This window comes from Paramagnetospirillum kuznetsovii (assembly GCF_003284725.1).
Taxonomy (GTDB): Bacteria; Pseudomonadota; Alphaproteobacteria; order Rhodospirillales; family Magnetospirillaceae; genus Phaeospirillum; species Phaeospirillum kuznetsovii.
Genome location: NZ_PGTO01000006.1, coordinates 37,805 through 61,516 on the forward strand (window position 1 = coordinate 37,805; position 23,712 = coordinate 61,516).

Here is a 23,712-nt window from a genome sequence, read left to right on the forward strand (position 1 = left end):
CGGTGAAAACCGCCCCCTATATACGGGAGCGGTCCTCACCATTGCAACGGTCTCAGAAGCTGTCGCCGCCGCCGTCGTCCCAGCCGCCACCGTCATAGCCGCCGTCATCGGCCACGCTGGTGTCGTATTGGGGCTGAGTGTCGCTGGTGGGCTGGGCGGCGGGCGGCGCCGATCCGTAGTAATTGTTGGTGATGTTCTCGGTCACGGGCGAAGCGCCGCCTCCCAAGCCTCCGCCATGGCCCCCCGCGAACATACCTGAAATGCTGTTGGCCAGCAGCATGCCGCCCGCCACGCCCACCGCGGCGCCGGCGGCGGTGCGCAGGAAGCTGCCGCCGCCCGAGGGCTGACCCCATGGGCTCTGCTGCTGGGGCTGGGCGTATTGCGGCGGGGCATATTGGGGCGGCGGGGCATATTGCTGCTGTTGCTGCTGCTGCGGCACCGAGGGAACCGAACCCCGCCCCCATGGATTGGCGGCCTGCTGGGCGAAGCCGCCCGACTGCGGGGCTCCGGCCAATTGGCGTTCCAGCTCGGCGATGCGGGCGTCGCGGTCCTTGATGGCGTTTTCCTGGACCACCACCGCTTCCACGAGATTATAGGCGGCGTCGGGCACGGCGCGCATGCGATCCGCGATCAGCGCCTCGGCCTCGCGGTCCTTTTGGCCACCGGCGATGCGGGACAATCGGTCGAACACGCTTAAAATCAGGTCACGGTCCTGGGGAGTCATGGCTTGGCCTTCCCGGTTGGCGAAACACGGCACAAGACTTAGGGAGGATTCGCCGAATGTCCATGGCGTTGATCCAAGCTTTCCAATTTTTCATGAAATGACAATGAATTAACCCCTGGCTTGAGAAAAATTTGGCCGAAGTCGCTTGACTCTGTGGCGGACGCCCCCTAGATGGTTGGCACTCGTCGCCGGAGAGTGCTAACAGCGCCCCGGCCGACTCGAAATCGTCTTAACGGAGGTTGTTCCTAATGAAGTTCAGACCGCTCCATGATCGCGTGCTGGTGAAGCGCCTCGACGCGGAAGAGAAGACCGCTGGCGGCATCATCATCCCCGATACCGCCAAGGAAAAGCCCATGCAGGGTGAAGTCGTGGCCGTCGGCTCCGGCACCCGCGGCGACGATGGCAAGCTGGTTGCCCTCGACGTCAAGGCTGGCGACCGCGTGCTGTTCGGCAAGTGGTCCGGCACCGAAGTGAAGATCGACGGCGACGAGCTGTTGATCATGAAGGAATCCGACATTCTCGGCATTCTCGCCTAAATCAAGACATAGAGGTTTAGAAACATGGCTGCCAAGGAAGTCAAATTCTCCACCGATGCCCGCACCCGTATGCTGCGCGGCGTCGATATCCTCGCCGACGCGGTGAAGGTCACCCTGGGCCCGAAGGGTCGCAACGTCGTCATCGAGAAGTCGTTCGGCGCTCCCCGCATCACCAAGGACGGCGTCACCGTCGCCAAGGAGATCGAGCTGGCCGACAAGTTCGAGAACATGGGCGCCCAGATGGTGCGCGAAGTGGCCTCGAAGACCGCCGATCTGGCCGGTGACGGCACCACCACCGCCACCGTCCTGGCCCAGGCCATCGTCCGCGAGGGCGTCAAGGCCGTGGCCGCCGGCCTCAACCCGATGGATCTGAAGCGCGGCGTCGATCTCGCCGTCGCCGCCGTGGTCGCCGACGTCAAGTCGCGGTCGCGCAAGGTCGCCACCAATGCCGAAATCGCCCAGGTGGGCACCATCTCCGCCAATGGCGAGAAGGAAATCGGCGACATGATCGCCAAGGCCATGGAAAAGGTCGGCAACGAGGGTGTCATCACCGTCGAGGAAGCCAAGGGTCTGGACACCGAGCTGGACGTGGTCGAGGGCATGCAGTTCGACCGTGGCTACACCAGCCCGTATTTCGTGACCAATGCCGAGAAGATGACCGTCGAGCTGGATAACCCCTATATCCTGCTGCACGAGAAGAAGCTGTCCGGCCTGCAGCCCCTGCTGCCGGTGCTCGAGCAGGTGGTCCAGTCCGGCCGTCCGCTGGTCATCATCGCCGAGGACATCGAGGGCGAGGCCCTGGCCACCCTGGTGGTCAACAAGCTGCGCGGCGGCCTGAAGGTCGCTGCCGTGAAGGCTCCGGGCTTCGGCGATCGCCGCAAGGCCATGCTGGAAGACATCGCCATCCTGTCGGGCGGCCAGGTCATCTCCGAAGACCTGGGCATCAAGCTGGAAAGCGTCAACCTCGAGATGCTGGGCACTTCCAAGCGCATCACCATCACCAAGGAAGACACCACCATCGTCGACGGCGCGGGCAAGAAGGGCGACATCGAAGCCCGTTGCAAGCAGATCCGCGCGCAGATCGAGGAGACCACCTCGGACTACGACCGCGAGAAGCTGCAAGAGCGTCTGGCCAAGCTGGCTGGCGGCGTGGCCGTCATTAAGGTCGGCGGCGGTTCCGAGATCGAGGTGAAGGAGCGCAAGGACCGCGTCGATGACGCCCTGCACGCGACCCGCGCCGCGGTGGAAGAAGGCATCGTCCCCGGTGGCGGCGTCGCCCTGCTGCACGCTGTGAAGGCCCTGGAAGGCCTGAAGAGCGGCAACCCGGATCAGGAAGTGGGCATCGGCATCGTTCGCCGCGCCCTCCAGGCTCCCGTGCGCCAGATCGCCGAGAACGCCGGTCACGACGGCGCCGTCGTCGCTGGCAAGATCGGCGAGTCCAAGGATCTGTCCTTCGGCTTCGACGCCCAGACCGGCGTCTACACCGACATGATCAAGGCCGGCATCATCGATCCGACCAAGGTCGTGCGCACCGCCTTGCAGGACGCCGCCTCGGTGGCTGGCCTGCTGATCACCACCGAAGCCATGATCGCCGAGCGTCCCAAGAAGGAAGCTGGCGGCATGCCCGGCGGCGACATGGGCGGCATGGGTGGAATGGGCGGCATGGGCGGCATGGACTTCTAAGTCCAAGCCTTCCACCGTATCGTTACGGAAGCCCCCTCCCGCAAGGGAGGGGGTTTTTCGTTTTTATGCCGCTCGAAGCGCGGGCGTCTCGCCCGCTTGCGGGGCGCTTCAGGTATCAGACAGCGCGGCCGGGCATGACCTTCGGCTTGACCTTGCGCTTCTCGACGCGCTTCAAGATCGCATAGGTGGCCCAGCCCACCAGCAGCATGACGATGGTGAAGGCGCTATAGGATACCGGCCAGGGAATGCCCTGGGTCATCATGGAGAATTCCGACATGCCGCCGACGCCCGCCAGCACGTTGAGCGGCATGAACACCACGCTGACCACCGTCAATTGAGTGACCCGGCGGTTCTGGTTGACGTTGATGAAGCCGATGGTGGCGTCCATCAGGAAGTTGATCTTGTCGAACAGGAAGGTGGTGTGGCTGTTCAGCGATTCGATGTCGCGCAGGATTTCCTTGGCATCCTCGGTCTGGGCCGGAGACAGGAAGCGGCCCCTGATCAGGAAGGAAACAGCGCGCTGGGTGTCGAGCATATTGCCGCGAATCAAGCCGTTGAGATCCTCTTCCTCGGCGATATCGGCCAGGATGCGGGCGGCGTCGGCGTCGCTGACATTCTCGCTCAGCACCTCCTGGCCGACCCGGCGCAGGATGGAATAGGTGTCTTCCAGCGAATCGGCGGAATATTCCACGTCGGCGCCATAGAGGTCCAGCAGCAAGTCCTTGCAGCCCAGGCTCTTGCTGGGCTGGTTGCGGGCACGCAGCCTTTGCAGGCGGAAGACGGGCAATTCCTCGTTGCGCACCGTGAACAGGACGTCGTCATGGATGATGAAGGCGACCGGCACGCTACGCGAGGCTCCTTCGCGATCCAGCAGGAAGTTGGAATGCAGGTGGACCTCGTCGCTTTCCTCCTCGTAGAAGCGGGCGCTGACCTCCAGGTCGGTCAGTTCCTCGGGGTCCGGCAATTCCAGCCCGCAATAGCGGGCGATCCAGCCGCGTTCCGATTTCGACGCCCCCAGGATGTCGATCCAGACCGGCCGCAGGGCTTCGAATTCCGCCCGCGATTCCACATCGACGATGCGCATGCGGCCGTCCACCGGCGTATAGGCGGTGATCTGGCCCTGGCGAAATTTCAGTTCCCTGGGGCCGGCCAACTGCTGGCCCAGCGCGCTGGGAAGTTCCCACAAGATGTCGTCGTGGCGGGCGGGGTCGACCAATTGCCAAAGGCGGGCGGCATCCTCGGCGGGCACGGCTTCCAGTATCTTGGCCAGCTCACCGGCGTTTTGGCGCGCCAGCACCTTTTCCAGTTCGACGATGTGCTGCTTTTGGACCAGAGTCTCCACCAGATCCTGATGCTGGGAACTCTGGGCGCGGACCATGCCTTCGACGATCTTCTGCTTGCCCAGCAGGTCCAGGACGGTTTGCAACGACATCATGCGGCTCCATTTCTGGCGCGACGACTTTTCCGTGGCAGGCCTTACCACCGAACGGGGCGGCATGGTAGTTCAAACCTGCACCGCTTGGAACGCGGAGCCGTTCGCCATTCCCCCTTGCGCCTCTCCCAACGGGTCGGTACGGTAATCACACTCTGACCTCGTATTTTGTGGGGGCCATTACAGTGCTCGACGGCAAGCGGGTTCTTCTGATCATTTCCGGCGGCATTGCCGCGTATAAATCACTGGAACTCATCCGCAGGCTGAAGGATCGCGGCTGCGCGGTGCGCTGTATCCTCACCAAGGGCGGCGCCAATTTCGTCACGCCGCTGTCGGTGGCGGCGCTGTCGGGCGACAAGGTCTATCAGGAGACATTCGATCTGACCGACGAGGCCGAGATGGGCCATATCCGGCTGTCGCGCGAAGCGGATCTGGTGGTGGTGGCGCCCGCCACCGCCAATCTGCTGGCCAAGATGGCCAATGGGATCGCCGATGACCTTGCCTCCACCGCTCTTCTGGCCACCGATAAGAAGGTGCTGGTGGCGCCCGCCATGAACACCATGATGTGGGAGCACGCGGCCACCCAGGCCAATCTCGCCACCCTCAAGACCCGTGGCGTCGCCCAGGTGGGCCCCAATGCGGGCGATCTTGCCTGCGGCGAGGTGGGGGCGGGGCGCATGGCGGAACCGGCCGAGATCCTGGCCGCCATCGAGGCCGCATTAGGCACGCCGGGACCGCTTGCCGGTAAGAAAGCGGTGGTCACCAGCGGTCCCACCCATGAGGCCATCGACCCGGTGCGCTATATCGCCAACCATTCCTCGGGCAAGCAGGGCCACGCCATCGCGGCGGCGCTGGCGGCGCTGGGCGCCGAGGTCACCTTGGTCAGCGGACCGGTCCATATTCCTGATCCCACGGGCGTAAAGGTGGTGCGGGTGCGCAGCGCCTCCGAGATGCTGGATGCGGTCAAGGCAGCGTTGCCTGCGGATATGGCGGTCTGCGCCGCCGCCGTCGCCGATTGGACGGTGGCCAACCGCGCCACCGAGAAGCGAAAGAAAAAGGCCGGGGCGCCGCCGCCGGTGATCGAGCTTGCCCCCAATCCCGATATCCTGGCGGCGGTGTCCAAAGGTGAGGGCTGTTCCCGGCCGCGTCTGGTGGTGGGCTTCGCCGCCGAGACCGAGACCCTGTTGGACAATGCCCGCGACAAGCTGGCGCGCAAGGGCTGCGACTGGATCGTGGCCAACGACGTGTCCGAGGGAACCGGAACCTTCGGCGGCGATTCCAATGTGGTTCATCTGGTGGATGCCAAGGGCGTCGAGGACTGGCCGCGCCTGGGCAAGGACGAGGTCGCCGCCCGCTTGGCCCTCCGCATCGCCGCCGTGCTGGGGGAGGGGAAATGAGCGTTGTGAGTGTTCAGTTGAAGCGTCTCGATCATGCCGCCGATCTGCCGCTTCCGGCCTACGAGACCGCCCATGCCGCCGGTATGGATCTGATGGCCTGCATTCCCGCCGACATGGATCTGGCGCCGGGCAAGCGGGCGCTGATTCCCACCGGCTTCGCCATCGCCCTGCCGGAAGGCTTTGAAGCCCAGGTGCGGCCGCGTTCGGGTCTGGCGGCCAAGCACGGCGTCACCGTGCTCAACGCGCCGGGCACCATCGACGCCGATTATCGTGGCGAGATCGGCGTCATCCTGATCAATCACGGCGACGTCGCCTTCGCCATCACGCGGGGCATGCGCATCGCCCAGCTTGTCATCGCTCCGGTCTGCCGGGCGGTCTGGGCGGACGTGGAATCGCTGTCGGAAACGTCGCGGGGAACCGGGGGATTCGGCTCCACCGGCACCGGCAAGAAGGGGGTGGGGGAATGATCCGTCCGTCGAAAAAGATGCTGTTCGCCATCGAGGCGGTTCTCGACATCGCCTATCATGCCGGTGGCGAGCCGGTGCAAAGCCGCGAGATCACCCGGCGCCAGGGCATTCCGCGGCGCTATCTGGAGCAAACCTTGCAACAACTGGTTCGTGCGGGCGTTCTGGTCGGCGTGCGCGGCCCCCGGGGCGGCTATCGCCTTGCCCGCGAACGCCGCCGCATCTCGGTGGGCGAGATCGTCCGGGTGGTCCGCGCCCTGGAAACCGCCGAAGACCCCTATCAGGACATGCCCGCCTCGGAACTGGGCAAGCTGGTCATCCGCCCCATGTGGGGCGATCTGTCGGAAGAGATCATGGGGCGGCTGGACGCCATCACCGTCGATGATCTCTGCATGCGCGCCTATAAGGGCGGCATTCCCAGCGAAGCCCACCAGAAGTTGGACTTCACGATTTAGTCATGCTAATGTGTAGTTAACGTCTTAACTACGGAATTTTTGTGGGGAATACATTATGGCCGCAGATACCCAGTCCGGCTCCGCGTTCCGGGGCAAGATCTACGACAACATCATCGACACCATCGGCGCCACGCCGCTGGTCCGCTTCAAGCGTCTGGCCGCCGAGGCCGGGGCCAAGGCCGATATCGTCGGCAAGCTGGAATTCTTCAATCCGCTGGCCTCGGTGAAGGACCGCATCGGCTTTGCCATGATCGAGGCCGCCGAGGCCTCCGGGCAGTTGAAGGCGGGCGGCACCATCATCGAGCCGACCTCGGGCAATACCGGCATCGCGCTGGCCTTCGTCGCCGCCGCGCGCGGCTACAAACTGATCTTGTGCATGCCGGAAAGCATGTCGCTGGAACGTCGTAAAATGTTGCAGTTGCTGGGCGCCGAGATCGTGCTGACCCCGGCCTCCAAGGGCATGACCGGCGCGGTGCGCCAGGCCGAGGAGCTGGTGGCGTCCACCCCTGGCGCCATCATGCCGCAGCAGTTCAAGAACGAGGCCAATCCCGCCATTCACGAGAAGACCACCGCCGAGGAAATCTGGAACGACACCGCCGGTAAGGTGGACATCATCGTGTCCGGCGTCGGCACCGGCGGCACCATTTCCGGCATCGGTCATGTGCTGAAGAAGCGCAAGCCCGGCCTGAAGATGGTTGCGGTGGAGCCCGAGGACAGCCCGGTCCTGTCCGGCGGCGCCCCCGGCCCCCACAAGATTCAAGGCATCGGCGCCGGTTTCGTGCCCGACATCCTGGATCGCGGCGTCATCGACGAAATCCTCCAGATCGGCAACGAGACCGCTCTCGCCACCGCCCGCAAGGCGGCCAAGCTGGAAGGCGTGCCGGTGGGCATTTCCTCGGGCGCCGCCATCGCGGCGGCCCTGGAACTAGGCACCCGGCCGGAAAATGCGGGAAAGCTGATCGTCGCCATCATCCCCAGCTTCGCCGAACGTTACCTGTCCACCGCCCTGTTCGATCAGGTGTAGGGTTCTCATTAGTCCCTCTCCCAGCGGGAGAGGGTGCCCGAAGGGCGGGTGAGGGAGAATTGGCGCCACTGGCAGCGGCGTCGGGCATTCCCCCCTCACCCCGGCCCTCTCCCTCAAGGGAGAGGGAGCCACGTTTGGAACCGCGTCGCCATGGACTTCACCGAAGAGCAGATCCACCGCTACGCCCGCCACATCATCCTGCCGGAGGTGGGCGGCGTCGGGCAGGAAAAGCTGCTGGGGTCTTCGGCCCTGGTGATCGGGGCCGGCGGGCTGGGCTCGCCGGTGATCCTGTATTTGGCGGCGGCGGGGGTCGGCACCATCGGCGTGGTGGACGACGACGACGTGGAGCTGTCCAACCTGCAGCGCCAGATCATCCACGCCACCTCGCGCATCGGACTGGCCAAGGTGGACAGTGCCGCCTCGGTGGTGGCCGACATGAATCCCGATGTGCGGCTGGTGCCGATCCGTCAGCGGCTCGACAAGGACAATGCCCGGGCCATTTTTCGCGATTTCCAGGTGGTGGCCGACGGCTCGGACAATTTCCCCACTCGCTTTTTGGTCAACGACGCGGCGCGGCTGGAAGGCAAGACGCTGGTCTCGGCCGCCATCCTGCGCTTCGACGGCCAGTTGGCCACCTACAGGCCCGGCGGGCCGTGCTATCGCTGCATCTACCGCGAGCCGCCGCCCGAAGGCCATGTGCCCACCTGTTCCAGCGCGGGCGTGCTGGGCGCCATCGCCGGGACCATGGGGGCCATGCAGGCCACCGAAGTGTTGAAGGAGCTGCTGGGCATCGGCGACAGCCTGGCGGGCAAGCTGGTGATCTATGACGCCCTGTCGGTCACCTTCCGCACCGTCAAGGTTCCCCGCGACCCCGGTTGCCCCCTGTGCGGCGACCATCCCACCATCACCGACCTGTCCGGCCACGGGAGCACCGCCAATGTCTGCGGTTGACCGGAGCGGCCCCGACAAGCTGTCCATCGTGGTGTTTTCCGGCGATTTCGACCGCATTCACTATGCCCTGGTGATGGCGGCGGCGGCGGTGGCCTCCAACACGCCTGTCACCCTGTTCTTCACCATGTGGGCGGGCAGGGCGCTGGAACGTCCGTTGGCCGACGGCTCGCCCGCCTGGACGCGGCTGAAATGCTCGGACGGCGCCGACGCCAAGGTCATGGATGACGGCTTCAAGGCCAAGGGCGTGGGCAGCTTCGAGGAACTGTTGGACGCCTGCGTGGCTTTGGGCGTCACAGTCATGGTCTGCGAGATGGGCTTGAAGGCCTTGGGCATGGACCCCGACGGACTGCGGCCCGATGTGCCGGTGACCAAGGGCGGCGTGGTCACCTTCTTGGCCGATGCATCCAAGACCGGGGCCATGCTGTTCGTCTGACCCGTTACCCAGTGTTACCAAATTGGTCGTCGGGCGGTTACACGCCAGGATCATAACGGTCACCATCGAAGTTCCAATCGAGGTGACCCAAATGAAGTCCTTTCCCCGCTATACCATTGCCTTGGCCGTTGTTCTCGCTGTCGCGGGCGCGGCAGGCATCGCCCGTGCCTCCGGCCCCATGGGCGGCGGCCCGGAGGGCATGGGGCGCATGTGCTCCGACATGGATGCCAGGATGGCGGGCAAGGCCGCCTATATGGAGACCAAGCTGGGCCTGACCGAGGCGCAGAAGCATGACTTCAAGGCGCTCAATGACGCCATGAAGGCCTCGCAAGAGCCCATGAAGAAGCTTTGCGCCGAGATGGCGTCCCAGCCCCAGGCCACCACGCCCCCGACCCGCATGGCGCAAATGCAGAAGATGATGGAAGCGCGCAGCGCCAATATGGCCACGATCATTCCCGCCATGACCAAGTTCTACGACGGTCTGACGCCCGAGCAGAAGAAGATCGCCGATTCGACGATGATGGGCGGCCAAGGTCACGGCCACGGTCCCATGGGGCACTGACCCCACCCAATGAAAAGCCCCCCGAGGCATCGCTTCGGGGGGCTTTGTCATCTTCGCAGTCTAGAACATGGAAGCAAGAACCCGGTCCGGCGGATGGTGGCCGTCGGCGAAGGTCTTGATATTGATCAGCACCTTCTCGCCCATGTCGATGCGGCCCTCGATGGTGGCCGAGCCCAGATGGGGCAGCAGCACCACGTTGTCGAGCGCCAGCAGCTTGGGATTCACGGCGGGTTCGTGCTCGAACACGTCGAGACCGGCACCGGCCAGATCCTTGCGGATCAGCATGCGGGTCAGCGCGTTCTCGTCGACGATCTCGCCGCGCGCGGTGTTGACCACATAGGCGTGCTTGGGCAGCAGCTCCAGGCGCCGGGCCGACAGCAGGTGGAAGGTGGCCGGGGTATGCGGGCAGTGGACGGTGACCACGTCCATGCGGGCCAGCATCTGGTCCAGGCTTTCCCAATAGGTCGCCTCCAACTCCTTCTCGATGTCGGGATGGACCTTCTTGCGATTGTGGTAGTGGATGGACATGCCGAAGGCCTTGGCGCGCCGCGCCACGGCTTGGCCGATGCGGCCCATGCCGATGATGCCAAGGCGCTTGCCCCAAATGCGGTGGCCCAGCATGAAGGTCGGGCCCCAGCCCTTCCAATCGCCCGAACGGATCAGGCGTTCGCCCTCGCTGATCCGACGCGGCACCGCCAGGATCAGGGCCATGGCCATGTCGGCGGTATCCTCGGTCAGCACGCCGGGGGTGTTGGTGATGGTGATGCCGCGGCTTCGCGCGCTGGCGAGATCGATGTGATCCACGCCGGTTCCGAAATTGGCGATCAATTTCAGGTTGGGACCGGCTTGGGACATGATGGCCGCGTCGACGCGGTCGGTGACGGTGGGAACCAGCACGTCGGCGGTCTTGACCGCCTCGATCAGCTCCGCCTTGCTCATGGGATGGTCATCGACGTTCAGCTTGGCGTCGAACAATTCCATCATCCGGGTCTCGATGACGTCGGGCAGCTTGCGGCTGACCACGACGACCGGCTTCTTATGTGGCATTTCTCTACTCCTCCCGGGGCCTGTCCTCACGACCTAGCAACTCGAAGTGCCCTTGTCCAGAGCCCTTTTTGAACTTCTTGAAAGTGACCTGCTCCACTCGCCTTGACCATCGGGTCGAAGCCACCCCTATAATGCCGCCGGAGGGATGATGATTTCGAGTCTGATCGGTGGATTTCTCGCGGCGATAATGGCGCTGTCCGTGGCTGCGTCCGCGTTGGCGGGCGAGGCCAGCGGCTTGCCCTTGCCGCGCTTTGTCTCTTTGCGATCGGACGAAGTCAATCTGCGCACCGGGCCGGGGCAGCGCTATCCCATCGAATGGATCTACGCCCGCAAGGATCTGCCCGTCGAGGTCATCGCCGAATTCGAGGCTTGGCGTAAAATCCGCGACTGGCAGGGCGCCGAGGGTTGGGTCCACCAAGCCATGTTGTCGGGCCGCCGCATGATGGTGGTGATCGGCAGCCAACGGCAATTGCGCGGCTCCGACGGAGACGCCACCGATACGCTGGCCATCGTGGAGGCGGGAGTCTTGGGGCGCCTGCTGCAGTGCCCGCGCAACCGCGACTTCTGCCGGGTCGAGGTGGGCCAGGTCCAGGGCTGGCTCAAGCGCGACGAAATCTGGGGCGTCTATAAAGGTGAGTGGATTGAATAATCAAAACCCATAAAATTTTATCAAAATGCAAAGAAAACTATCCTAAAGTTTAGGCCAATTTTGTCGCATCTCATACTTTAGAGTAATTTATTCCCTTCCTTCATCATCTGACGTATAATCCCATATCAAGATAGGCGTGGGCACAGTATTCACGTCTGGGGATATGGGCTGTGGCCGTCCGAGCTGACGGCCGAAGGACAAGACGAGGCGTCCATGACGCTGAGAACCGAAACGTGCAATATCCGACTGGTGTCGGACACAGGACGTCAGCTGATCGAAGCGGATGACGAGCAGGCGCTGATCGCCTTCACCCGCAAGACCCTGGCCTGTCCCAGACTGCGCGAATGTCCCTATGGCGATTACTGCACCATATTCGCGGCGTCCCTTCTGTCAGAGCGCGGCAAGCACCCCCATGAATGCGAAGACTACTGAGCGTTATCGGTTCATGGCGTGATATTCGGCATTGGGCATCATGTCCAATCCGTGCGCGACCCGGTTGGTGTAGTTGAAGAAGGCGGCCACGTCGCAGATATCGAAGATATCGTCGTCGGAAAAACCGACGTCACGGAGCGCGGCTCGGTCGGTCTCCCCGATGTCATGGGGCGCTTCGGTCAACTTCCAGGCGAAATCCAGCATGGCCTGATGGCGGGGCGACAGATCGGCGGCACGGTAGTTCATCACCATCATCTCGCCCAGCCGAGGATCGCCGGACAAGGCGCGCACCGCCTGGCCATGGGCGACAAGGCAGTAGTAGCAGCGGTTGGCCGAGGACACGGCCACGGCGATCATCTCGCGCTCCAACTTGGTCAGTCCCATGTCGTCTGCCAGCATCAGCTGGTTGTAGAAACGGGTGAACACCCGGAACTTCTCGGGCCGGGCGGCATAGGCCACCAGCACATTGGGGCGCATGCCCAGCTTCTCGTCGCATTTGGCCATGGTGGCGGCAATGTCGTCGGGATAGGCATCGGCCTTGGGCAGGGCGACGCGGGTGACGTGATCGGGCTGCGACATGGCTGCGCTCCTCCTATAGGCTCATCATGGTCGCCAGCATGGTGGCGACCAGCTTTTCCGCGCCGCCTCTGGCGCCGAACACATCCGAGCGCACCACCATCAGGGTCCGGCCCGGCTTGATGACCTGGGCCCGGGCAACCAGGGTCTCGCCTTCGGCCGGGTTCAGCAGGTTCAACTTGAACTCGACGGTCAGCACATTGGCGCCGACCGGCATCAGGGAAAAGGCGGCATAGCCGGCGGCGGTGTCGGCGATGGCGGTGGTGGCGCCGGCATGAACGAAGCCGTTCTGCTGGCACAGATCGGGGCGTACCGGCATCTCCAGCACGCAATGGCCGGGCTCCAGCGCCGCCATGCGGACCCCCAGGGTCCGCATGAAGGTCTGGGCGTCGAAGCTGGCTTTTACCCGGTCGCGGAAGCTAGGGTCTTTCGGCGTCATGCCTAGTTGGACATCAAGACCGGCACGGTCATATGGGCCAGGACGTATTTGGTGCCCGACCCGCGCTTGAGCGACAGGCCGTATTGACCGTGCGCCCCCATGACCACCAGATCGGCGCCAAGATCGCACAGCCGCGACAGCAGCATGTCCATCTTGCCGATATGCTCGCCCGCCAGATGCTCGCCGGTGGCCGTCACGCCGCAGGTGACCAAATGGTCGAGGACGTCCACATGGGGCACGTCGCCCATGGAGCTGGCGCCGCGATCCTGGGGCTTGTGCATGGACAGTACCGTCACCGACTTGGCGTTGAGCATCAGCGGCTTGGCGTCGTTGAGCGCCCGGACGGCTTCCTTGCCGGCGTTCCACGCTACCGCGATGCGCTCGCCGACGGTGGGGAAGGAACCGGTATGGGGAACCACCAGGACGGGGCGGCCGCAATTCAGGATGGTGTGTTCCACCAGTTCCTTGGGCACCAGCTTGCTCTTGGCGTCGATCTGACCCATCACCACCAGATCGGCATAGCGGGCGCAGAACATGGTCTCGGAGAGCACATGGCCGGGCTCGCCATGGGCCAGTTGCCACCAGCGTCCGGCCACCCCGGCGGCCTTGGTCTTTTCGGCGAACAGCGCGGCGGCGGCATCGCGGGCGGCGACAAGCGGGTCGCTGGCCTTGTGGGCGACGGCGCTGGGCTTGTGGCTTTCGATGCGGGCGAACAGGCCGGTCAGCCGCGCCCCGTACTGCTTGGCCAAGCCGACGGCGATATCGAGACGAGCGACGCAACGTTCGCTGTCGTCCATGTGAACCAGAATATCCTTCATGTCGAAACCCCCAACCATTGCTATTCGGTCGCCAAAGCCCTTGAGATCACCAGCCGCTGGATATCGCTGGTGCCCTCGTAGATCTGGCAAACCCGGACGTCGCGATAGATGCGCTCCACCGGGAAATCGGCGAGATAACCGTATCCGCCGTGAATCTGGATGGCGTCCGAGCACACCCGTTCCGCCATTTCGCTGGCGAACAGCTTGGCCATGGAAGCCTCCTTGAGGCAAGCCCTTCCGGCGTCGCGCAACGAGGCGGCGTGCAGCACGAATTGCTCGGCCGCCTCGATGCGGGTGGCCATGTCGGCCAGGCGGAAGGCCACCGCCTGATGTTCCAGGATGGGCTTGCCGAATTGCTTGCGTTCCTTGGCGTAGGCCAGGGCGAAGTCGAAGGCCGAGCGCGCCATGCCCACCGACTGGGCGGCGATGCCAAGGCGGCCGCCTTCCAGATTGGCCAGGGCGATCTTCAGGCCTTCGCCTTCCTCTCCCAGCCGCTGCGCGGCGGGAATGCGGCAATCGTCAAGGGTGACGAAGCAGGTGTCGGACAGATGCTGGCCCAGCTTGTCCTCGACGCGGGCGACATTGAAGCCGGGCGTATCGGTGGGGATGATGAAGGCCGAAATGCCGCGCTTGCCCGCCTGCGGGTCGGTGACGGCGAAGACGATGGCGGTCTGGCCGTTCTTGGCCGTGCTGATGAACTGCTTGGAGCCGTTCAGCACATAGGACTCGCCGTCCCGGCGGGCGCGGCTGCGGATGGAAGCCGCGTCGGACCCGGCCTCGGGCTCGGTCAGGCAGAAGCAGCCGATATGCGCGCCGCGCGCCATGGGGCGCAGGAAACGCTCCTTCTGCTCCTCGCTGCCGAATTTGAGGATGGGGGCGCAGCCCACCGAATTGTGCACACTCATGATGGTGGAGACCGGGCCGCAGCCCGCCGCGATCTCCATCACCGCCATGACGTAGGAAACGTAATCGGTTCCGGCGCCGTCCCATTCCGGCGGCACCACCATGCCGAGGAAGCCCAGTTCCCCCATCTCGGCCAGGGCCTCCTTGGGGAAGCGGTGCTCGCGATCCCATGTGGCGGCGTTGGGGGCCAGCTTCTCCTGGGCGAAGTTGCGCGCCATGTCGCGGATCAGCTGTTGCTCTTCGGTGGCGATCATGGGAGTTCCACCGCCAGGGCCGTCGCTTCGCCGCCGCCGATGCACAGACTGGCGATGCCGCGCTTCAGCCCGTATTGCTTCAAGGCGGCCAGCAACGTTACGAGAATACGCGCCCCCGAGGCGCCGATGGGATGCCCCAGGGCGCAGGCGCCGCCGTGGATGTTGACCCGGTCGTGGGGCAGCTTGAGGTCGTGCATGGCCGCCATGGTGACCACGGCGAAGGCCTCGTTGATCTCCCACAGGTCGATATCGCCCGCCTTGCGGCCGATCTTGTCCAGCAGGGCCTTGATCGCTCCCACCGGGGCGGTGGTGAACAGATTGGGGGCCTGGGCGAAGTTGGTGTGCCCCAGGATGGTGGCCAGCGGGCTGAGGCCGCGCTTATGGGCTTCCGAGCGGCGCATCAGCACCAGGGCGGCGGCGCCGTCGGAAATGGAGGAGGAATTGGCCGCCGTCACCGTGCCGTTGTCGCGGAAGGCGGGCTTCAGGGACGGAATCTTGTCCGGCTGGGCCTTGCGCGGCTGCTCGTCGATCTCGATGACGGTGTCGCCCTTGCGCCCCTTGAGGGTCAGCGGCGTGATCTCGCCCGCGAAGGAGCCGTCGGTCGACGCCTTCTGGGCGCGTTCCAGCGAGGCGATGGCGAAGGCGTCCTGGGCCTCGCGGGTGAATTTGTAGCTGTCGGCGCATTCCTCGGCGAAGCTGCCCATCAGGCGGCCCTTGGCATAGGCGTCCTCCAAGCCGTCGAAGAACATGTGGTCCAGCACCTTGCCGTGGCCCAGGCGATAGCCGCCCCTGGCCTTGTCCAGCAGGTAAGGGGCGTTGGACATGCTTTCCATGCCGCCCGCCACCATCACCCTGGCGGTTCCCGCCACCAGCAGGTCATGGGCCAGCATGGCCGCCTTCATGCCCGAGCCGCAGACCTTGGAGATGGTGGTGCAGCCCGCCGCCTGGGGGATGCCCGCGCCCAAGCTCGCCTGACGCGCCGGAGCCTGGCCCAGACCGGCGGGCAGGACGCAGCCCATGAATACCTCGTCCACCTGATCGGAGGCGATGCCGGAGCGCTCCACGGCGGCCTTGATGGCGGCGGCGCCAAGCTGCGGCGCCGTCAATCCGGCCAACTCGCCCTGGAAGCCGCCCATGGGGGTGCGGGCGGCGCCGACGATGACGATGGGATCAGTGGTCATGGGGATGCCCTTTGTCCTTGTATCGTGAATTTGCTAAACTACGCCTTATGGGACGTGCACAGACCCTTGCCGATGTGATCGCCATCCTGAAAGAGCATGAAAGCTTCTATCGGGGGAAGGGAGTCACGCGCCTTGCCGTATTCGGCTCCATGGCGCGCGGTGAAGCCGGTCCCGACAGCGATGTGGATCTGGTGATCGACATCGATCCGAACGCTAAGTTCAGTCTTCTGACCTTGTGCGGCGTCCAGAACGAGACGGCCGATTGGCTCGGGCGCGACGTCGATGTGGTTCTCCGGCGCTCGGCGAAGCCCCGGATTCTTCCTCATATCGAGCAGGACGGGATTGATGTCTTCCGCTTCTGAGTTGACTCGATTCCGATCCCGAGTCGAGGACATCTTGGATGCGATCACCCGCATCGAGGAGTTCATCGACCATGGCGGCAAGGCGGATTTTCTGGCAAACGGCATGCTGGTCAGTGCGGTCACGTACCAGTTGTTCATCATTGGCGAGGCCTCGCGGCATCTGGCTCCTGGCGTAGAGGGCAGGCATCCTTTCATTGCCTGGAGGGAGATGCGCGGAATGCGCAACGTGATCGCGCACGAATACGGCACTGTCGATCCTGGCGTCGTTTGGGATGTGGCCACCACCGATCTCGCTCCTCTCCGCGTTGCCCTGCTTGCCGAACGGGACTGGCTCACTTCATGTTGAAGATGATGGACTTCTTGTGGGTGAAGTGTTCCAGCATGGATTCCAGCGAGGCCTCCTTGCCGATGCCGGACGTCTTGACCCCGCCATAGGACAGGGTGGGCTGCACCACCAGATTCTGGTTCACCTGCACGAAGCCCGCCTCCAGGCGGCGGGTGGCGTCCATGGCGACCTTGATGTCGCGGGTCCAGATGGAGGCGGCCAGGCCGTATTCGGAATCGTTGGCCTGAGCGATGACGTCCTCGTAGTCGCTCCATTTGATGACGGCGCAGACGGGGCCGAAGATCTCTTCCTGGCAGATGCGGTCTGAGTTCTTCAGTCCGGTGAAGATCACCGGCTGGACGAAGCGGCCCTTGCTGAGGCGGGGATCGGTGGGCATGGCCGAGCAGACATGCTTGGTGGCGCCCTTGGTCTCCTCGCCCAGCTTGATGTAGGAGCGCACGCGCTCCAACTGGCCGTCGGAGACGATGGTGCCGATATCGGTCTTCTCGTCCAGCGGATCGCCCATGACCATGGCGTCCACCTTGGCCTTCACCTTGGCGATCAGTTCGTCGTGAATGGACTCGTGGACGAACAGACGCGAGGAGGCGGTGCAGCTCTGGCCCTGGCGGGTAAAGCGCATCCCGGCCAGGACGCCCGCCACGGCTTGGTCCATGTCGGCGTCGGCGCAGACGATCATGGGGCTCTTGCCGCCCAGTTCCAGGGTGACGGGGATCAGCTTCTCGGCCGCCGCCTTGTAGACGATGCGGCCGGTCTCCACCGAACCGGTGAAGCTCACCTTCTTGACGTCGGGGTGTTCCACCAGCGGCGCGCCGCATTCCGGGCCGAAGCCGGACAGCATGTTGAACAGGCCGGGCGGCAGGACGGTGTTCATGATCTCGGCGACGCGCAGCACGGTCAGCGGCGCTTCTTCGGCCGACTTGACCACCACGGCATTGCCCGCCACCAGGGCGGCGGCGGCCTTCATGGCCATCAGCAGCAGCGGCACGTTCCACGGAATGATGCAGGCGACCACGCCCACCGGCTCGCGCACGGTGACGGTCAGCATGTCGGGGTTGAAGGGGATGGTCTCGCCCTTCAACTCGCTGCCCAGCCCGCCGAAGAAGACGAACATGTCGGCCAGCACCCCGGCCTCGACCCGGCTTTCGGTGCGCAGCGCCTTGCCGGTTTCCAGCGCCACCAGACGGCCCAGCTCCTCCACATGATTGGACAGCACCCGGCCGCATTCGGCCACCAGCTTGCCGCGCTGGCGCGCCGCCATCTTGGCCCATTCCTTCTGGGCCGCCTTGGCCGAGGCGACGGCGTCCATGACGTCTTCCCTGGTGCCGAAGGCGGCGGTGGCCACGACCTCGCCGGTGGCCGGATTGTCCACGTCGAAGGTCTTGCCTGACCTGGCGGCGACGAACTTGCCGCCGATGAGATGCTTTGCCGAAAGGGTCTTGGCCAGCTTGAAGGGATCGAGCTCGGGGGTCAGGGTCATGATGGTCAGGCTCTCTTGTCTTGGATGACGATGCCGTCGTTGGGAAGGCTGCCGGGGGCGTGGAACGCCACCTCGGCCTTCAGCTTGCACAGGGACTGGAAACTGTCGCGGATGGCGGCGGCCAGGGCCGGATCGGAAGACGCACATTCCACGTTCAAGGTGATCAGGTCGGCTTCGCCCGCCTTGTCTACCACCAGGCGGGCACGGAGAACTTCCGGATGACGCTTGGCCACGTCGGCCACCTGACGGGGATGGACGAACATGCCCTTGATCTTGGTGGTCTGGTCGGCGCGGCCCATCCAGCCCTTCAGGCGCATATTGGTGCGGCCGCAGGGGGAGGCGCCCTCCAGCGCCGCCGACAGATCGCCGGTGGCGAAGCGGATCAGGGGATAGTCGGCGTTGAAACTGGTGACCACCACCTCGCCCACCTCGCCGGGGGCGACGGGATCGCCGGTTCCCGGCCGCACGATCTCGACGATGACCGCCTCGTCCACCACCAGACCGGCGCGGGCGGCGGTCTCATAGGCGATCAGGCCCAGATCTGCGGTGGCGTAGCACTGGGTCGTCTCGACCCCCAGATCCTTCAAGCCCTGCCGCAGCGGCGGCAGCAAGGCCTCGCCCGAGACGCAGGCCTTGGTCAGCGAGGAATGGTCCAGGCCCATCTCCTCGGCCTTTTCCAGGATGATCTTGAGGAAGGACGGCGTGCCGCCATAGCAGGTGGGGCGCAGATCGGCGATGGCCTTGGCTTGGCTTTCGGTGTTGCCGACACCGGCCGGGAACACCGGGCAGCCCAGGGCGTGGGCGCCGGTCTCGAACATCACGCCGCCGGGGGTGAAGTGGTAGGAGAAGCAGTTGTGCATCAGCTCACCCCGGCGGAAACCGGCGGCGAACAGGGCGCGGGCGATACGCCACCAGTCATTGTCCCAGCCTTCCGGGTCGTAGATGGGGCCGGGCGAGGCGAAGACCCGGCGAAGCTCGCCCTTGGGCGTGGAAATCAGCGAGGCGAAGGGCGGGTCGGCCTGTTGCAGGTCGATCAGCTCGGACTTGCGCAGCACCGGCAGTTTCGCCAGGGCGGCGCGGTCGGTGACGGCGGCCGGGTCCACCTCGGCCAGCGAACGGCCGAACGCCCCGGCATCGGCCTTGGCCAGGGCGATCTGATCGGGCAGCGCCTCGAACAGGGCCGATTCCCGCTCGTCGGTGGAGCGGGTTTCCAGGGCGTCGTAGAATTCGGTCATCACAGCCACCGCTTCCGGCGCTTGTAGGATTTCAGGTTCTTGAAGGATTTGCGTTCCTTGTCGCCGCCCAGATAGAACTCCTTGACGTCCTCGTTGTTGACAAGGTCGTCCTTGGGTCCGTCCAGCACGATCTTACCGGATTCCATGATATAGCCGAATTCGGCGATCTTCAGCGCCATGCGGGCGTTCTGCTCCACCAGCAAGATGGTGACGCCGGTCTCGGCGCACAGCTTCTCGATGATGCCGAACACCTCCTTGACCAAAAGCGGCGACAGGCCCATGGAGGGCTCGTCCAGCAGGATCATCTTGGGCCGGGCCATCATGGCGCGGCCGATGGCCAGCATCTGCTGCTCGCCGCCCGACAGATAGCCGGCAAGGCCGGTGCGCTCCTTCAGGCGGGGGAAATAGTTGAACACCAGATCGATGTCGTTGCGGATGGCGGCGCCACCGTCCTTGCGGGTGAAGGCGCCCAGCCGCAGATTCTCGGTGACCGTCATGTCCTCGATGATGCGGCGGCCTTCCATGACCTGGAAGATGCCGCGCCGCACGATCTCTTCCGGGGCGCGGTTGGCGATGTCCTCGCCCATGAAGGTGATATTGCCGCGCGTGACCTCGCCGTCCTCGGTGCCCAGCAGGCCGGAAATGGCCTTCAGCGTGGTGGACTTGCCCGCGCCGTTGGGCCCCAGCAGGGTGACGATCTTGCCCTTGGGCACGTCCAGGCTGACGCCGCGCAGCACTAAGATGACGTCGTCGTAGACCACTTCGATATTGTTGACCGAGAGAAGGATCTCGGACGGGTCGAGCTTCAATGCGGGTTCGGCCATGTTCGGTTCCTGTCCGGAAAAAGCGGGCAGGATGCCCGCGCTCCATGTATCGCTTCGGAGCGCGGGCGTCCCGCCCGCAATCGCTTACCAGCCCAGCCATTCCTTGCGGCGGGGGATTTCGGCGGTATAGATCTGCTTCATGCCGATGTTTCCGCCCTTGGTGGAGGCCTGATAGACCTTGACGGCGGTGGTGCCGCGATGGTCCTCGGCGGTCCAGGTGGACGGCAGGCAGACGCCTTCCAGACCGGCGGGCACCCAATCCTTCTTGCCATACATGGCCTTCTTGATGTTGGGGCCGGTGATGCCGCCCGACTTGGCGGCGGCTTCCATGGCTTCCTTCATATAGTAGACCGAGCAGATGGCGCGGATGTAGTGCACCGGCCGGGCCTCGGCGCCGCTGGCGTCGGAGACCTTGGAGATGTCCTTGACCAGCTTCATGCCGGGCACGTCGTCGGCCCAGGTGGCGGCGCCGACCACCCAGGTCAGCTTGTCGGCGGCTTCGCCCGCGGTCTTCAGCGAGCCTTCGTCGGTTCCCCAGATATTGGCGAGGAACTGAACATTGACGCCCACCGTCTCGCACGACTTCAGCAAGGAGATGGTCGAGCCCGAGGTATTGGCTAGATAGGCGTAGTTCGCCCCGGATTCCTTCAGCGACAGGCACTGGGCCTTGAAGTCGCCGGGCTTGAGCGAATACTGGATTTCATTCAGCACGTCGAAGCCCAGTTCCTTGGCATAGGCGCCGCAGGCCTGCTTGGGCGAGTTGGGGTAGGGGTGGTTGTCGCCCATATGGACGAACTTGGCCTTGCCCGTTCCGCCCTTCTTCTTCCAGTCCTCGTGCGCCCACTGGACCAGACCGCGACAGCCGTCGGAATAGCTGGGGCCGTAGAAGAAGTTGTAGGGCGCGCCCTTCACCGAGGTCTTGCCCTGGGGATCGGTCAGATGGCCGGAATAGGAGGCCGAGAAATACGGGATCTCGTCCTTGGCCACGTTGGTGACCAAGGCTTCGGTGTCGCCGGTGCCCCAGCCCTGGATGGCGACCGCCTTCTCGGAACCGGTCAGCTTCTTGTAGGCGGCCATGGCGCGCGGCACTTCATAGGCGTAATCCACGGTCTCGAAGATGATCTTCTGACCATTGATGCCGCCATGGGCGTTGATGTAGTTCATGGCGTCGGCGATGCCCTGGCCATAGGGCTTGCCCACGGACGAGGTGGCGCCGGTGATGTCGGCGATGTGGCCGACCAGGATGCCGTCGGCGGCATTGGCGCCGCCGGTGGTTACGGCCAAGGCGGCCAGCGCCGCTCCGGTGAACAGAATCCGCTTCATTCGAGTGTTCCTCCCATGGGTTGATTCGCGATTTTGCGTATTGTTGTTTTTGGTTTTGTCAGTACGAGAACGGATACAGCTTCCAATAAGACTTGATCAGACGCCAGCGGTGAACGAGGCCGTCGGGCTCGAAAATCAAAAACAGCACGATGGCGAGGCCGATGGCCGCTTCCTTGATATAGGCCAGCGCGCTGGTCAGCGCCGGAATATCGCCGGTGAAATGCTTGATGGTGCTGACGGCGGCCTCGGTGCCCTCGGGCAGCAGGACCATGAAGGCGGTGCCCATCAGGGTGCCCATCACCGAGCCCATGCCGCCGATGATGATCATGCCGAGGAATTGGATGGACAGCAGGATGGTGAAGCCTTCCGCCGAGACGAAGCCCAGATAGTGGCCATAGAGCGCGCCGCCGACACCAGCGTAGAACGACGAGATGCCGAAGGACAGGATGCGGTACTTGGTCAGGTTGATGCCCATGACCTCGGCCGACAGGTAGTGGTCGCGCACGGCGACGAAGGCGCGGCCGTCGCGGGTGCGCAGCAGGTTGGCGCCCAGCAGATACATGACCAGGACGAAGAACAACACCACGTAGAAGAAGCCCTTGTCGCCGCCGATCTCATAGCCGAACACGTTGATGGGGTTCGCCTGGGCGCCGCTCGAGCCGCCGGTGAACCAGTTGGCCCGCGAGAAGAAGTCTTCCAGGATGAACTGCGAGGCGAAGGTGGCGATGGCCAGATACAGACCCTTCAGCCGCCCGGCGGGAATGCCGAACAGCAGGCCCAAAAGCGTGGTCAGCACACCGGCCAGCGGGATCGCGGCCAGCACCGGCACCCCGAAGCTGTTGTTCAGCCACGCCGAGGCGAAGGCGCCGAAGCCGAAGAAGGCGGCATGACCCAGGCTGATCTGACCGGTGGAGCCGACCAGGATGTTCAGCCCCAGGGCGGCGATGCCGTAATAGCCGATCTGGATCAACAGGGCCAAAAGGTAGTTGGACAAAACCAGCGGCGCCGCCAGGGCGACCGCGATGCCGAACAGGCACCAGTTCCGCGACGCGGGCGTCAGGAACAAGGTGGTGTCGGCCGCGTAGCTGGTCTTGAACTGGCCGCAGGGAATGAGGCTGCTACTGATCATGACGCGTCCCTTTTACCGTCGTGCGAATCACCCCGCCCCCAACCCCTCCCCATCAAGGGGAGGGGAGCTGGAGCGTCAAGCCCCTCCCCCCCGTGGGGAGGGGTTGGGGTGGGGGACAAAGGCGCAAACCGCATGATCACACCCTCTCGATCGTCTTGGTACCGAACAGGCCGTAGGGCTTGATCATCAGGATGATGACCAGCACGTAGAACGGCGCCACGGTGTAGAGATTGCCCAGGTGCAGGTACTGGCCGTCGGCGTATTCCGCCAGATTTTCCAACAGGCCGATGATCAGGCCGCCGATGATGGCGCCGACGATGGAATCCAGCCCGCCGACGATCACCGCCGGGAACACCTTGATGCCGAAGAAGGACAGGGCCGAGGACACGCCGTTGACCATGCCCACCACCACCCCGGCCAGGGCCGACACCATGGCCGAGATGGCCCAGGCCATGGCGAACACGTTCTTGACCGAGATGCCCAGGCTTTGCGCCACCTGCTGGTTGAAGGCGGTGGCCCGCATGGCGAGGCCCATGCGCGAATACTTAAAGAACCAGGCGAACAGTCCCATGATGACCACGGACACCACCAGGCTCATCAGATAGGCGGGCTGGACCTGCAGGCCCAGCACATTGACCGATTTCACCGGGAAGATTTCGGGAAAGGGCTGGGCCCAGACACCGAAGATGGACTTCATCACCGCCTGGAAGAAGATGGACAGGCCGATGGTGACCATGATCACCGAGATGACCGGCTCGCCGATCAGCGGGCGCAGCACCACCATCTGCAGCACGATGCCGAACACCAACATGAAGACGAAGGTCAGCGGGAAGGCGATCCAGAACGGCAGCGCCATGCTGGTGACCAGCCACCAGCAAGTCCAGGCGCCGATCAGCAGGAACTCGCCCTGGGCGAAGTTCACCACCTGGGTGGACTTGTAGATCAGCACGAAGCACATGGCGACGACGCCATACAGCGTGCCGACGATGACGCCGTTGACGATCAACTGGAACAGCAGATTGGATTCCATGGCGGCTTATCCTACTCGGTCCAAGG

At 64.4% G+C, this 23,712-nt stretch carries 27 protein-coding genes; 13 read left to right on the forward strand and 14 right to left on the reverse strand.

Going from position 1 to position 23,712, the window contains the following annotated elements:
• Nucleotides 1-52: 52 nt before the first annotated feature.
• Complete coding sequence (locus CU669_RS09785) at nt 53-724, reverse strand: DUF2076 domain-containing protein (protein WP_112144442.1); 672 nt, start codon at nt 722-724, stop codon at nt 53-55.
• A gap of 248 nt (nt 725-972) precedes the next feature.
• On the opposite strand from CU669_RS09785, the gene groES reads away from it, so the two are divergent.
• Complete coding sequence (gene groES, locus CU669_RS09790; protein ID WP_112144167.1) at nt 973-1,260, forward strand: co-chaperone GroES; 288 nt, start codon at nt 973-975, stop codon at nt 1,258-1,260.
• 24 nt (nt 1,261-1,284) lie between these two features.
• Nucleotides 1,285-2,943, forward strand: a complete 1,659-nt coding sequence (gene groL / locus CU669_RS09795; RefSeq protein WP_112144168.1) for a chaperonin GroEL — start codon at nt 1,285-1,287, stop codon at nt 2,941-2,943.
• Nucleotides 2,944-3,058: 115 nt separating this feature from the next.
• On the opposite strand, the gene CU669_RS09800 is transcribed toward groL, so the two are convergent.
• The gene (locus CU669_RS09800; protein ID WP_239988648.1) at nt 3,059-4,378 is read right to left on the reverse strand and encodes a magnesium and cobalt transport protein CorA; all 1,320 of its coding nucleotides are present in this window, start codon (nt 4,376-4,378) and stop codon (nt 3,059-3,061) included.
• 182 nt (nt 4,379-4,560) lie between these two features.
• Between CU669_RS09800 and coaBC the strand changes: the two genes are divergently transcribed.
• The 7 genes from coaBC (at nt 4,561) to CU669_RS09835 (ending at nt 9,661) form a co-directional block, all read left to right on the forward strand.
• Nucleotides 4,561-5,772 carry a bifunctional phosphopantothenoylcysteine decarboxylase/phosphopantothenate--cysteine ligase CoaBC gene (gene coaBC / locus CU669_RS09805; RefSeq protein WP_112144170.1) on the forward strand — a complete coding sequence of 404 codons (1,212 nt, stop codon included), beginning with the start codon at nt 4,561-4,563 and terminating at the stop codon, nt 5,770-5,772.
• The gene (gene dut, locus CU669_RS09810; RefSeq protein ID WP_112144171.1) at nt 5,769-6,239 is read left to right on the forward strand and encodes a dUTP diphosphatase; all 471 of its coding nucleotides are present in this window, start codon (nt 5,769-5,771) and stop codon (nt 6,237-6,239) included. Before coaBC ends, dut begins: the two co-directional genes overlap by 4 nt.
• Nucleotides 6,236-6,691, forward strand: a complete 456-nt coding sequence (locus CU669_RS09815; protein ID WP_112144173.1) for an RrF2 family transcriptional regulator — start codon at nt 6,236-6,238, stop codon at nt 6,689-6,691. The genes dut and CU669_RS09815 overlap by 4 nt, the downstream gene beginning before the upstream one ends.
• A 55-nt stretch (nt 6,692-6,746) precedes the next feature.
• Nucleotides 6,747-7,715 carry a cysteine synthase A gene (gene cysK, locus CU669_RS09820; protein WP_112144175.1) on the forward strand — a complete coding sequence of 323 codons (969 nt, stop codon included), beginning with the start codon at nt 6,747-6,749 and terminating at the stop codon, nt 7,713-7,715.
• 150 nt (nt 7,716-7,865) lie between these two features.
• On the forward strand, nt 7,866-8,666 hold the full coding sequence (locus CU669_RS09825; protein ID WP_112144177.1) for a HesA/MoeB/ThiF family protein: 801 nt from the start codon (nt 7,866-7,868) through the stop codon (nt 8,664-8,666).
• Nucleotides 8,653-9,099, forward strand: coding sequence for a DsrE/DsrF/DrsH-like family protein (locus CU669_RS09830; protein WP_112144178.1), 447 nt, complete (start codon nt 8,653-8,655; stop codon nt 9,097-9,099). Before CU669_RS09825 ends, CU669_RS09830 begins: the two co-directional genes overlap by 14 nt.
• Before the next feature lie 91 nt (nt 9,100-9,190).
• Entirely contained in the window at nt 9,191-9,661 is a 471-nt protein-coding gene (locus CU669_RS09835; protein WP_161539631.1) for a Spy/CpxP family protein refolding chaperone, read from the forward strand.
• A 60-nt stretch (nt 9,662-9,721) separates the two neighbouring features.
• Here the strand turns inward: CU669_RS09835 and CU669_RS09840 are convergent, their stop codons facing one another.
• A complete protein-coding gene (locus CU669_RS09840; protein WP_112144181.1) occupies nt 9,722-10,708 on the reverse strand; it encodes a 2-hydroxyacid dehydrogenase in 987 nt (328 codons plus the stop codon).
• A 199-nt stretch (nt 10,709-10,907) separates the two neighbouring features.
• Here CU669_RS09840 and CU669_RS09845 point away from each other — a divergent pair, with 199 nt between their 5' ends.
• Both CU669_RS09845 and CU669_RS09850 read left to right on the forward strand, forming a co-directional pair.
• Nucleotides 10,908-11,357 (forward strand): SH3 domain-containing protein, encoded by a 450-nt coding sequence (locus CU669_RS09845; protein ID WP_239988649.1) that lies wholly within the window; start codon nt 10,908-10,910, stop codon nt 11,355-11,357.
• A gap of 213 nt (nt 11,358-11,570) precedes the next feature.
• Nucleotides 11,571-11,789: a hypothetical protein gene (locus CU669_RS09850; RefSeq protein ID WP_146747714.1), complete on the forward strand. Its 219-nt coding sequence runs from the start codon at nt 11,571-11,573 to the stop codon at nt 11,787-11,789.
• A 3-nt stretch (nt 11,790-11,792) separates the two neighbouring features.
• On the opposite strand, the gene CU669_RS09855 is transcribed toward CU669_RS09850, so the two are convergent.
• The 5 genes from CU669_RS09855 to CU669_RS09875 are packed head-to-tail and all read right to left on the reverse strand — an operon-like array spanning nt 11,793 to nt 15,960.
• Nucleotides 11,793-12,368 (reverse strand): peroxidase-related enzyme, encoded by a 576-nt coding sequence (locus CU669_RS09855; RefSeq protein ID WP_112144187.1) that lies wholly within the window; start codon nt 12,366-12,368, stop codon nt 11,793-11,795.
• A 13-nt stretch (nt 12,369-12,381) separates the two neighbouring features.
• On the reverse strand, nt 12,382-12,804 hold the full coding sequence (locus CU669_RS09860; protein WP_112144189.1) for a PaaI family thioesterase: 423 nt from the start codon (nt 12,802-12,804) through the stop codon (nt 12,382-12,384).
• A gap of 2 nt (nt 12,805-12,806) precedes the next feature.
• Nucleotides 12,807-13,622, reverse strand: a complete 816-nt coding sequence (locus CU669_RS09865; RefSeq protein ID WP_112144446.1) for a universal stress protein — start codon at nt 13,620-13,622, stop codon at nt 12,807-12,809.
• A gap of 20 nt (nt 13,623-13,642) precedes the next feature.
• A complete protein-coding gene (locus tag CU669_RS09870) occupies nt 13,643-14,779 on the reverse strand; it encodes an acyl-CoA dehydrogenase (RefSeq protein ID WP_112144191.1) in 1,137 nt (378 codons plus the stop codon).
• Entirely contained in the window at nt 14,776-15,960 is a 1,185-nt protein-coding gene (locus tag CU669_RS09875; protein WP_112144193.1) for an acetyl-CoA C-acetyltransferase, read from the reverse strand. The genes CU669_RS09870 and CU669_RS09875 overlap by 4 nt, the downstream gene beginning before the upstream one ends.
• Nucleotides 15,961-15,977: 17 nt before the next feature.
• On the opposite strand from CU669_RS09875, the gene CU669_RS09880 reads away from it, so the two are divergent.
• The gene (locus tag CU669_RS09880; protein WP_239988650.1) at nt 15,978-16,322 is read left to right on the forward strand and encodes a nucleotidyltransferase family protein; all 345 of its coding nucleotides are present in this window, start codon (nt 15,978-15,980) and stop codon (nt 16,320-16,322) included.
• A gap of 34 nt (nt 16,323-16,356) precedes the next feature.
• Entirely contained in the window at nt 16,357-16,668 is a 312-nt protein-coding gene (locus CU669_RS09885) for a HepT-like ribonuclease domain-containing protein (RefSeq protein ID WP_239988651.1), read from the forward strand.
• On the opposite strand, the gene CU669_RS09890 is transcribed toward CU669_RS09885, so the two are convergent.
• From CU669_RS09890 to CU669_RS09915, 6 genes are all read right to left on the reverse strand, one after another.
• Nucleotides 16,655-18,145, reverse strand: coding sequence for an aldehyde dehydrogenase family protein (locus CU669_RS09890; protein WP_112144199.1), 1,491 nt, complete (start codon nt 18,143-18,145; stop codon nt 16,655-16,657). The two genes, CU669_RS09885 and CU669_RS09890, sit on opposite strands and share 14 nt — an antisense overlap.
• A 5-nt stretch (nt 18,146-18,150) precedes the next feature.
• The gene (locus CU669_RS09895) at nt 18,151-19,380 is read right to left on the reverse strand and encodes a phenylacetate--CoA ligase family protein (protein WP_112144201.1); all 1,230 of its coding nucleotides are present in this window, start codon (nt 19,378-19,380) and stop codon (nt 18,151-18,153) included.
• Nucleotides 19,380-20,204, reverse strand: coding sequence for an ABC transporter ATP-binding protein (locus tag CU669_RS09900; RefSeq protein WP_112144202.1), 825 nt, complete (start codon nt 20,202-20,204; stop codon nt 19,380-19,382). The genes CU669_RS09895 and CU669_RS09900 overlap by 1 nt, the downstream gene beginning before the upstream one ends.
• Before the next feature lie 84 nt (nt 20,205-20,288).
• Nucleotides 20,289-21,527: an ABC transporter substrate-binding protein gene (locus CU669_RS09905; protein ID WP_112144204.1), complete on the reverse strand. Its 1,239-nt coding sequence runs from the start codon at nt 21,525-21,527 to the stop codon at nt 20,289-20,291.
• Between the two features lie 58 nt (nt 21,528-21,585).
• Nucleotides 21,586-22,656 (reverse strand): branched-chain amino acid ABC transporter permease, encoded by a 1,071-nt coding sequence (locus CU669_RS09910; RefSeq protein ID WP_112144206.1) that lies wholly within the window; start codon nt 22,654-22,656, stop codon nt 21,586-21,588.
• A gap of 136 nt (nt 22,657-22,792) precedes the next feature.
• On the reverse strand, nt 22,793-23,686 hold the full coding sequence (locus CU669_RS09915) for a branched-chain amino acid ABC transporter permease (RefSeq protein ID WP_112144208.1): 894 nt from the start codon (nt 23,684-23,686) through the stop codon (nt 22,793-22,795).
• Nucleotides 23,687-23,712: the final 26 nt, after the last annotated feature.

Coding starts and splice junctions, on each gene's coding strand:
- CU669_RS09785 (WP_112144442.1), bottom strand. CDS start 724: ATGACTCCCCAGGACCGTGACCTGATTTTAAGCGTGTTCGACCGATTG.
- groES (WP_112144167.1), top strand. CDS start 973: ATGAAGTTCAGACCGCTCCATGATCGCGTGCTGGTGAAGCGCCTCGAC.
- groL (WP_112144168.1), top strand. CDS start 1,285: ATGGCTGCCAAGGAAGTCAAATTCTCCACCGATGCCCGCACCCGTATG.
- CU669_RS09800 (WP_239988648.1), bottom strand. CDS start 4,378: ATGATGTCGTTGCAAACCGTCCTGGACCTGCTGGGCAAGCAGAAGATC.
- dut (WP_112144171.1), top strand. CDS start 5,769: ATGAGCGTTGTGAGTGTTCAGTTGAAGCGTCTCGATCATGCCGCCGAT.
- CU669_RS09815 (WP_112144173.1), top strand. CDS start 6,236: ATGATCCGTCCGTCGAAAAAGATGCTGTTCGCCATCGAGGCGGTTCTC.
- cysK (WP_112144175.1), top strand. CDS start 6,747: ATGGCCGCAGATACCCAGTCCGGCTCCGCGTTCCGGGGCAAGATCTAC.
- CU669_RS09825 (WP_112144177.1), top strand. CDS start 7,866: ATGGACTTCACCGAAGAGCAGATCCACCGCTACGCCCGCCACATCATC.
- CU669_RS09830 (WP_112144178.1), top strand. CDS start 8,653: ATGTCTGCGGTTGACCGGAGCGGCCCCGACAAGCTGTCCATCGTGGTG.
- CU669_RS09835 (WP_161539631.1), top strand. CDS start 9,191: ATGAAGTCCTTTCCCCGCTATACCATTGCCTTGGCCGTTGTTCTCGCT.
- CU669_RS09840 (WP_112144181.1), bottom strand. CDS start 10,708: ATGCCACATAAGAAGCCGGTCGTCGTGGTCAGCCGCAAGCTGCCCGAC.
- CU669_RS09850 (WP_146747714.1), top strand. CDS start 11,571: ATGACGCTGAGAACCGAAACGTGCAATATCCGACTGGTGTCGGACACA.
- CU669_RS09855 (WP_112144187.1), bottom strand. CDS start 12,368: ATGTCGCAGCCCGATCACGTCACCCGCGTCGCCCTGCCCAAGGCCGAT.
- CU669_RS09860 (WP_112144189.1), bottom strand. CDS start 12,804: ATGACGCCGAAAGACCCTAGCTTCCGCGACCGGGTAAAAGCCAGCTTC.
- CU669_RS09865 (WP_112144446.1), bottom strand. CDS start 13,622: ATGAAGGATATTCTGGTTCACATGGACGACAGCGAACGTTGCGTCGCT.
- CU669_RS09870 (WP_112144191.1), bottom strand. CDS start 14,779: ATGATCGCCACCGAAGAGCAACAGCTGATCCGCGACATGGCGCGCAAC.
- CU669_RS09875 (WP_112144193.1), bottom strand. CDS start 15,960: ATGACCACTGATCCCATCGTCATCGTCGGCGCCGCCCGCACCCCCATG.
- CU669_RS09890 (WP_112144199.1), bottom strand. CDS start 18,145: ATGACCCTGACCCCCGAGCTCGATCCCTTCAAGCTGGCCAAGACCCTT.
- CU669_RS09895 (WP_112144201.1), bottom strand. CDS start 19,380: ATGACCGAATTCTACGACGCCCTGGAAACCCGCTCCACCGACGAGCGG.
- CU669_RS09900 (WP_112144202.1), bottom strand. CDS start 20,204: ATGGCCGAACCCGCATTGAAGCTCGACCCGTCCGAGATCCTTCTCTCG.
- CU669_RS09905 (WP_112144204.1), bottom strand. CDS start 21,527: ATGAAGCGGATTCTGTTCACCGGAGCGGCGCTGGCCGCCTTGGCCGTA.
- CU669_RS09910 (WP_112144206.1), bottom strand. CDS start 22,656: ATGATCAGTAGCAGCCTCATTCCCTGCGGCCAGTTCAAGACCAGCTAC.
- CU669_RS09915 (WP_112144208.1), bottom strand. CDS start 23,686: ATGGAATCCAATCTGCTGTTCCAGTTGATCGTCAACGGCGTCATCGTC.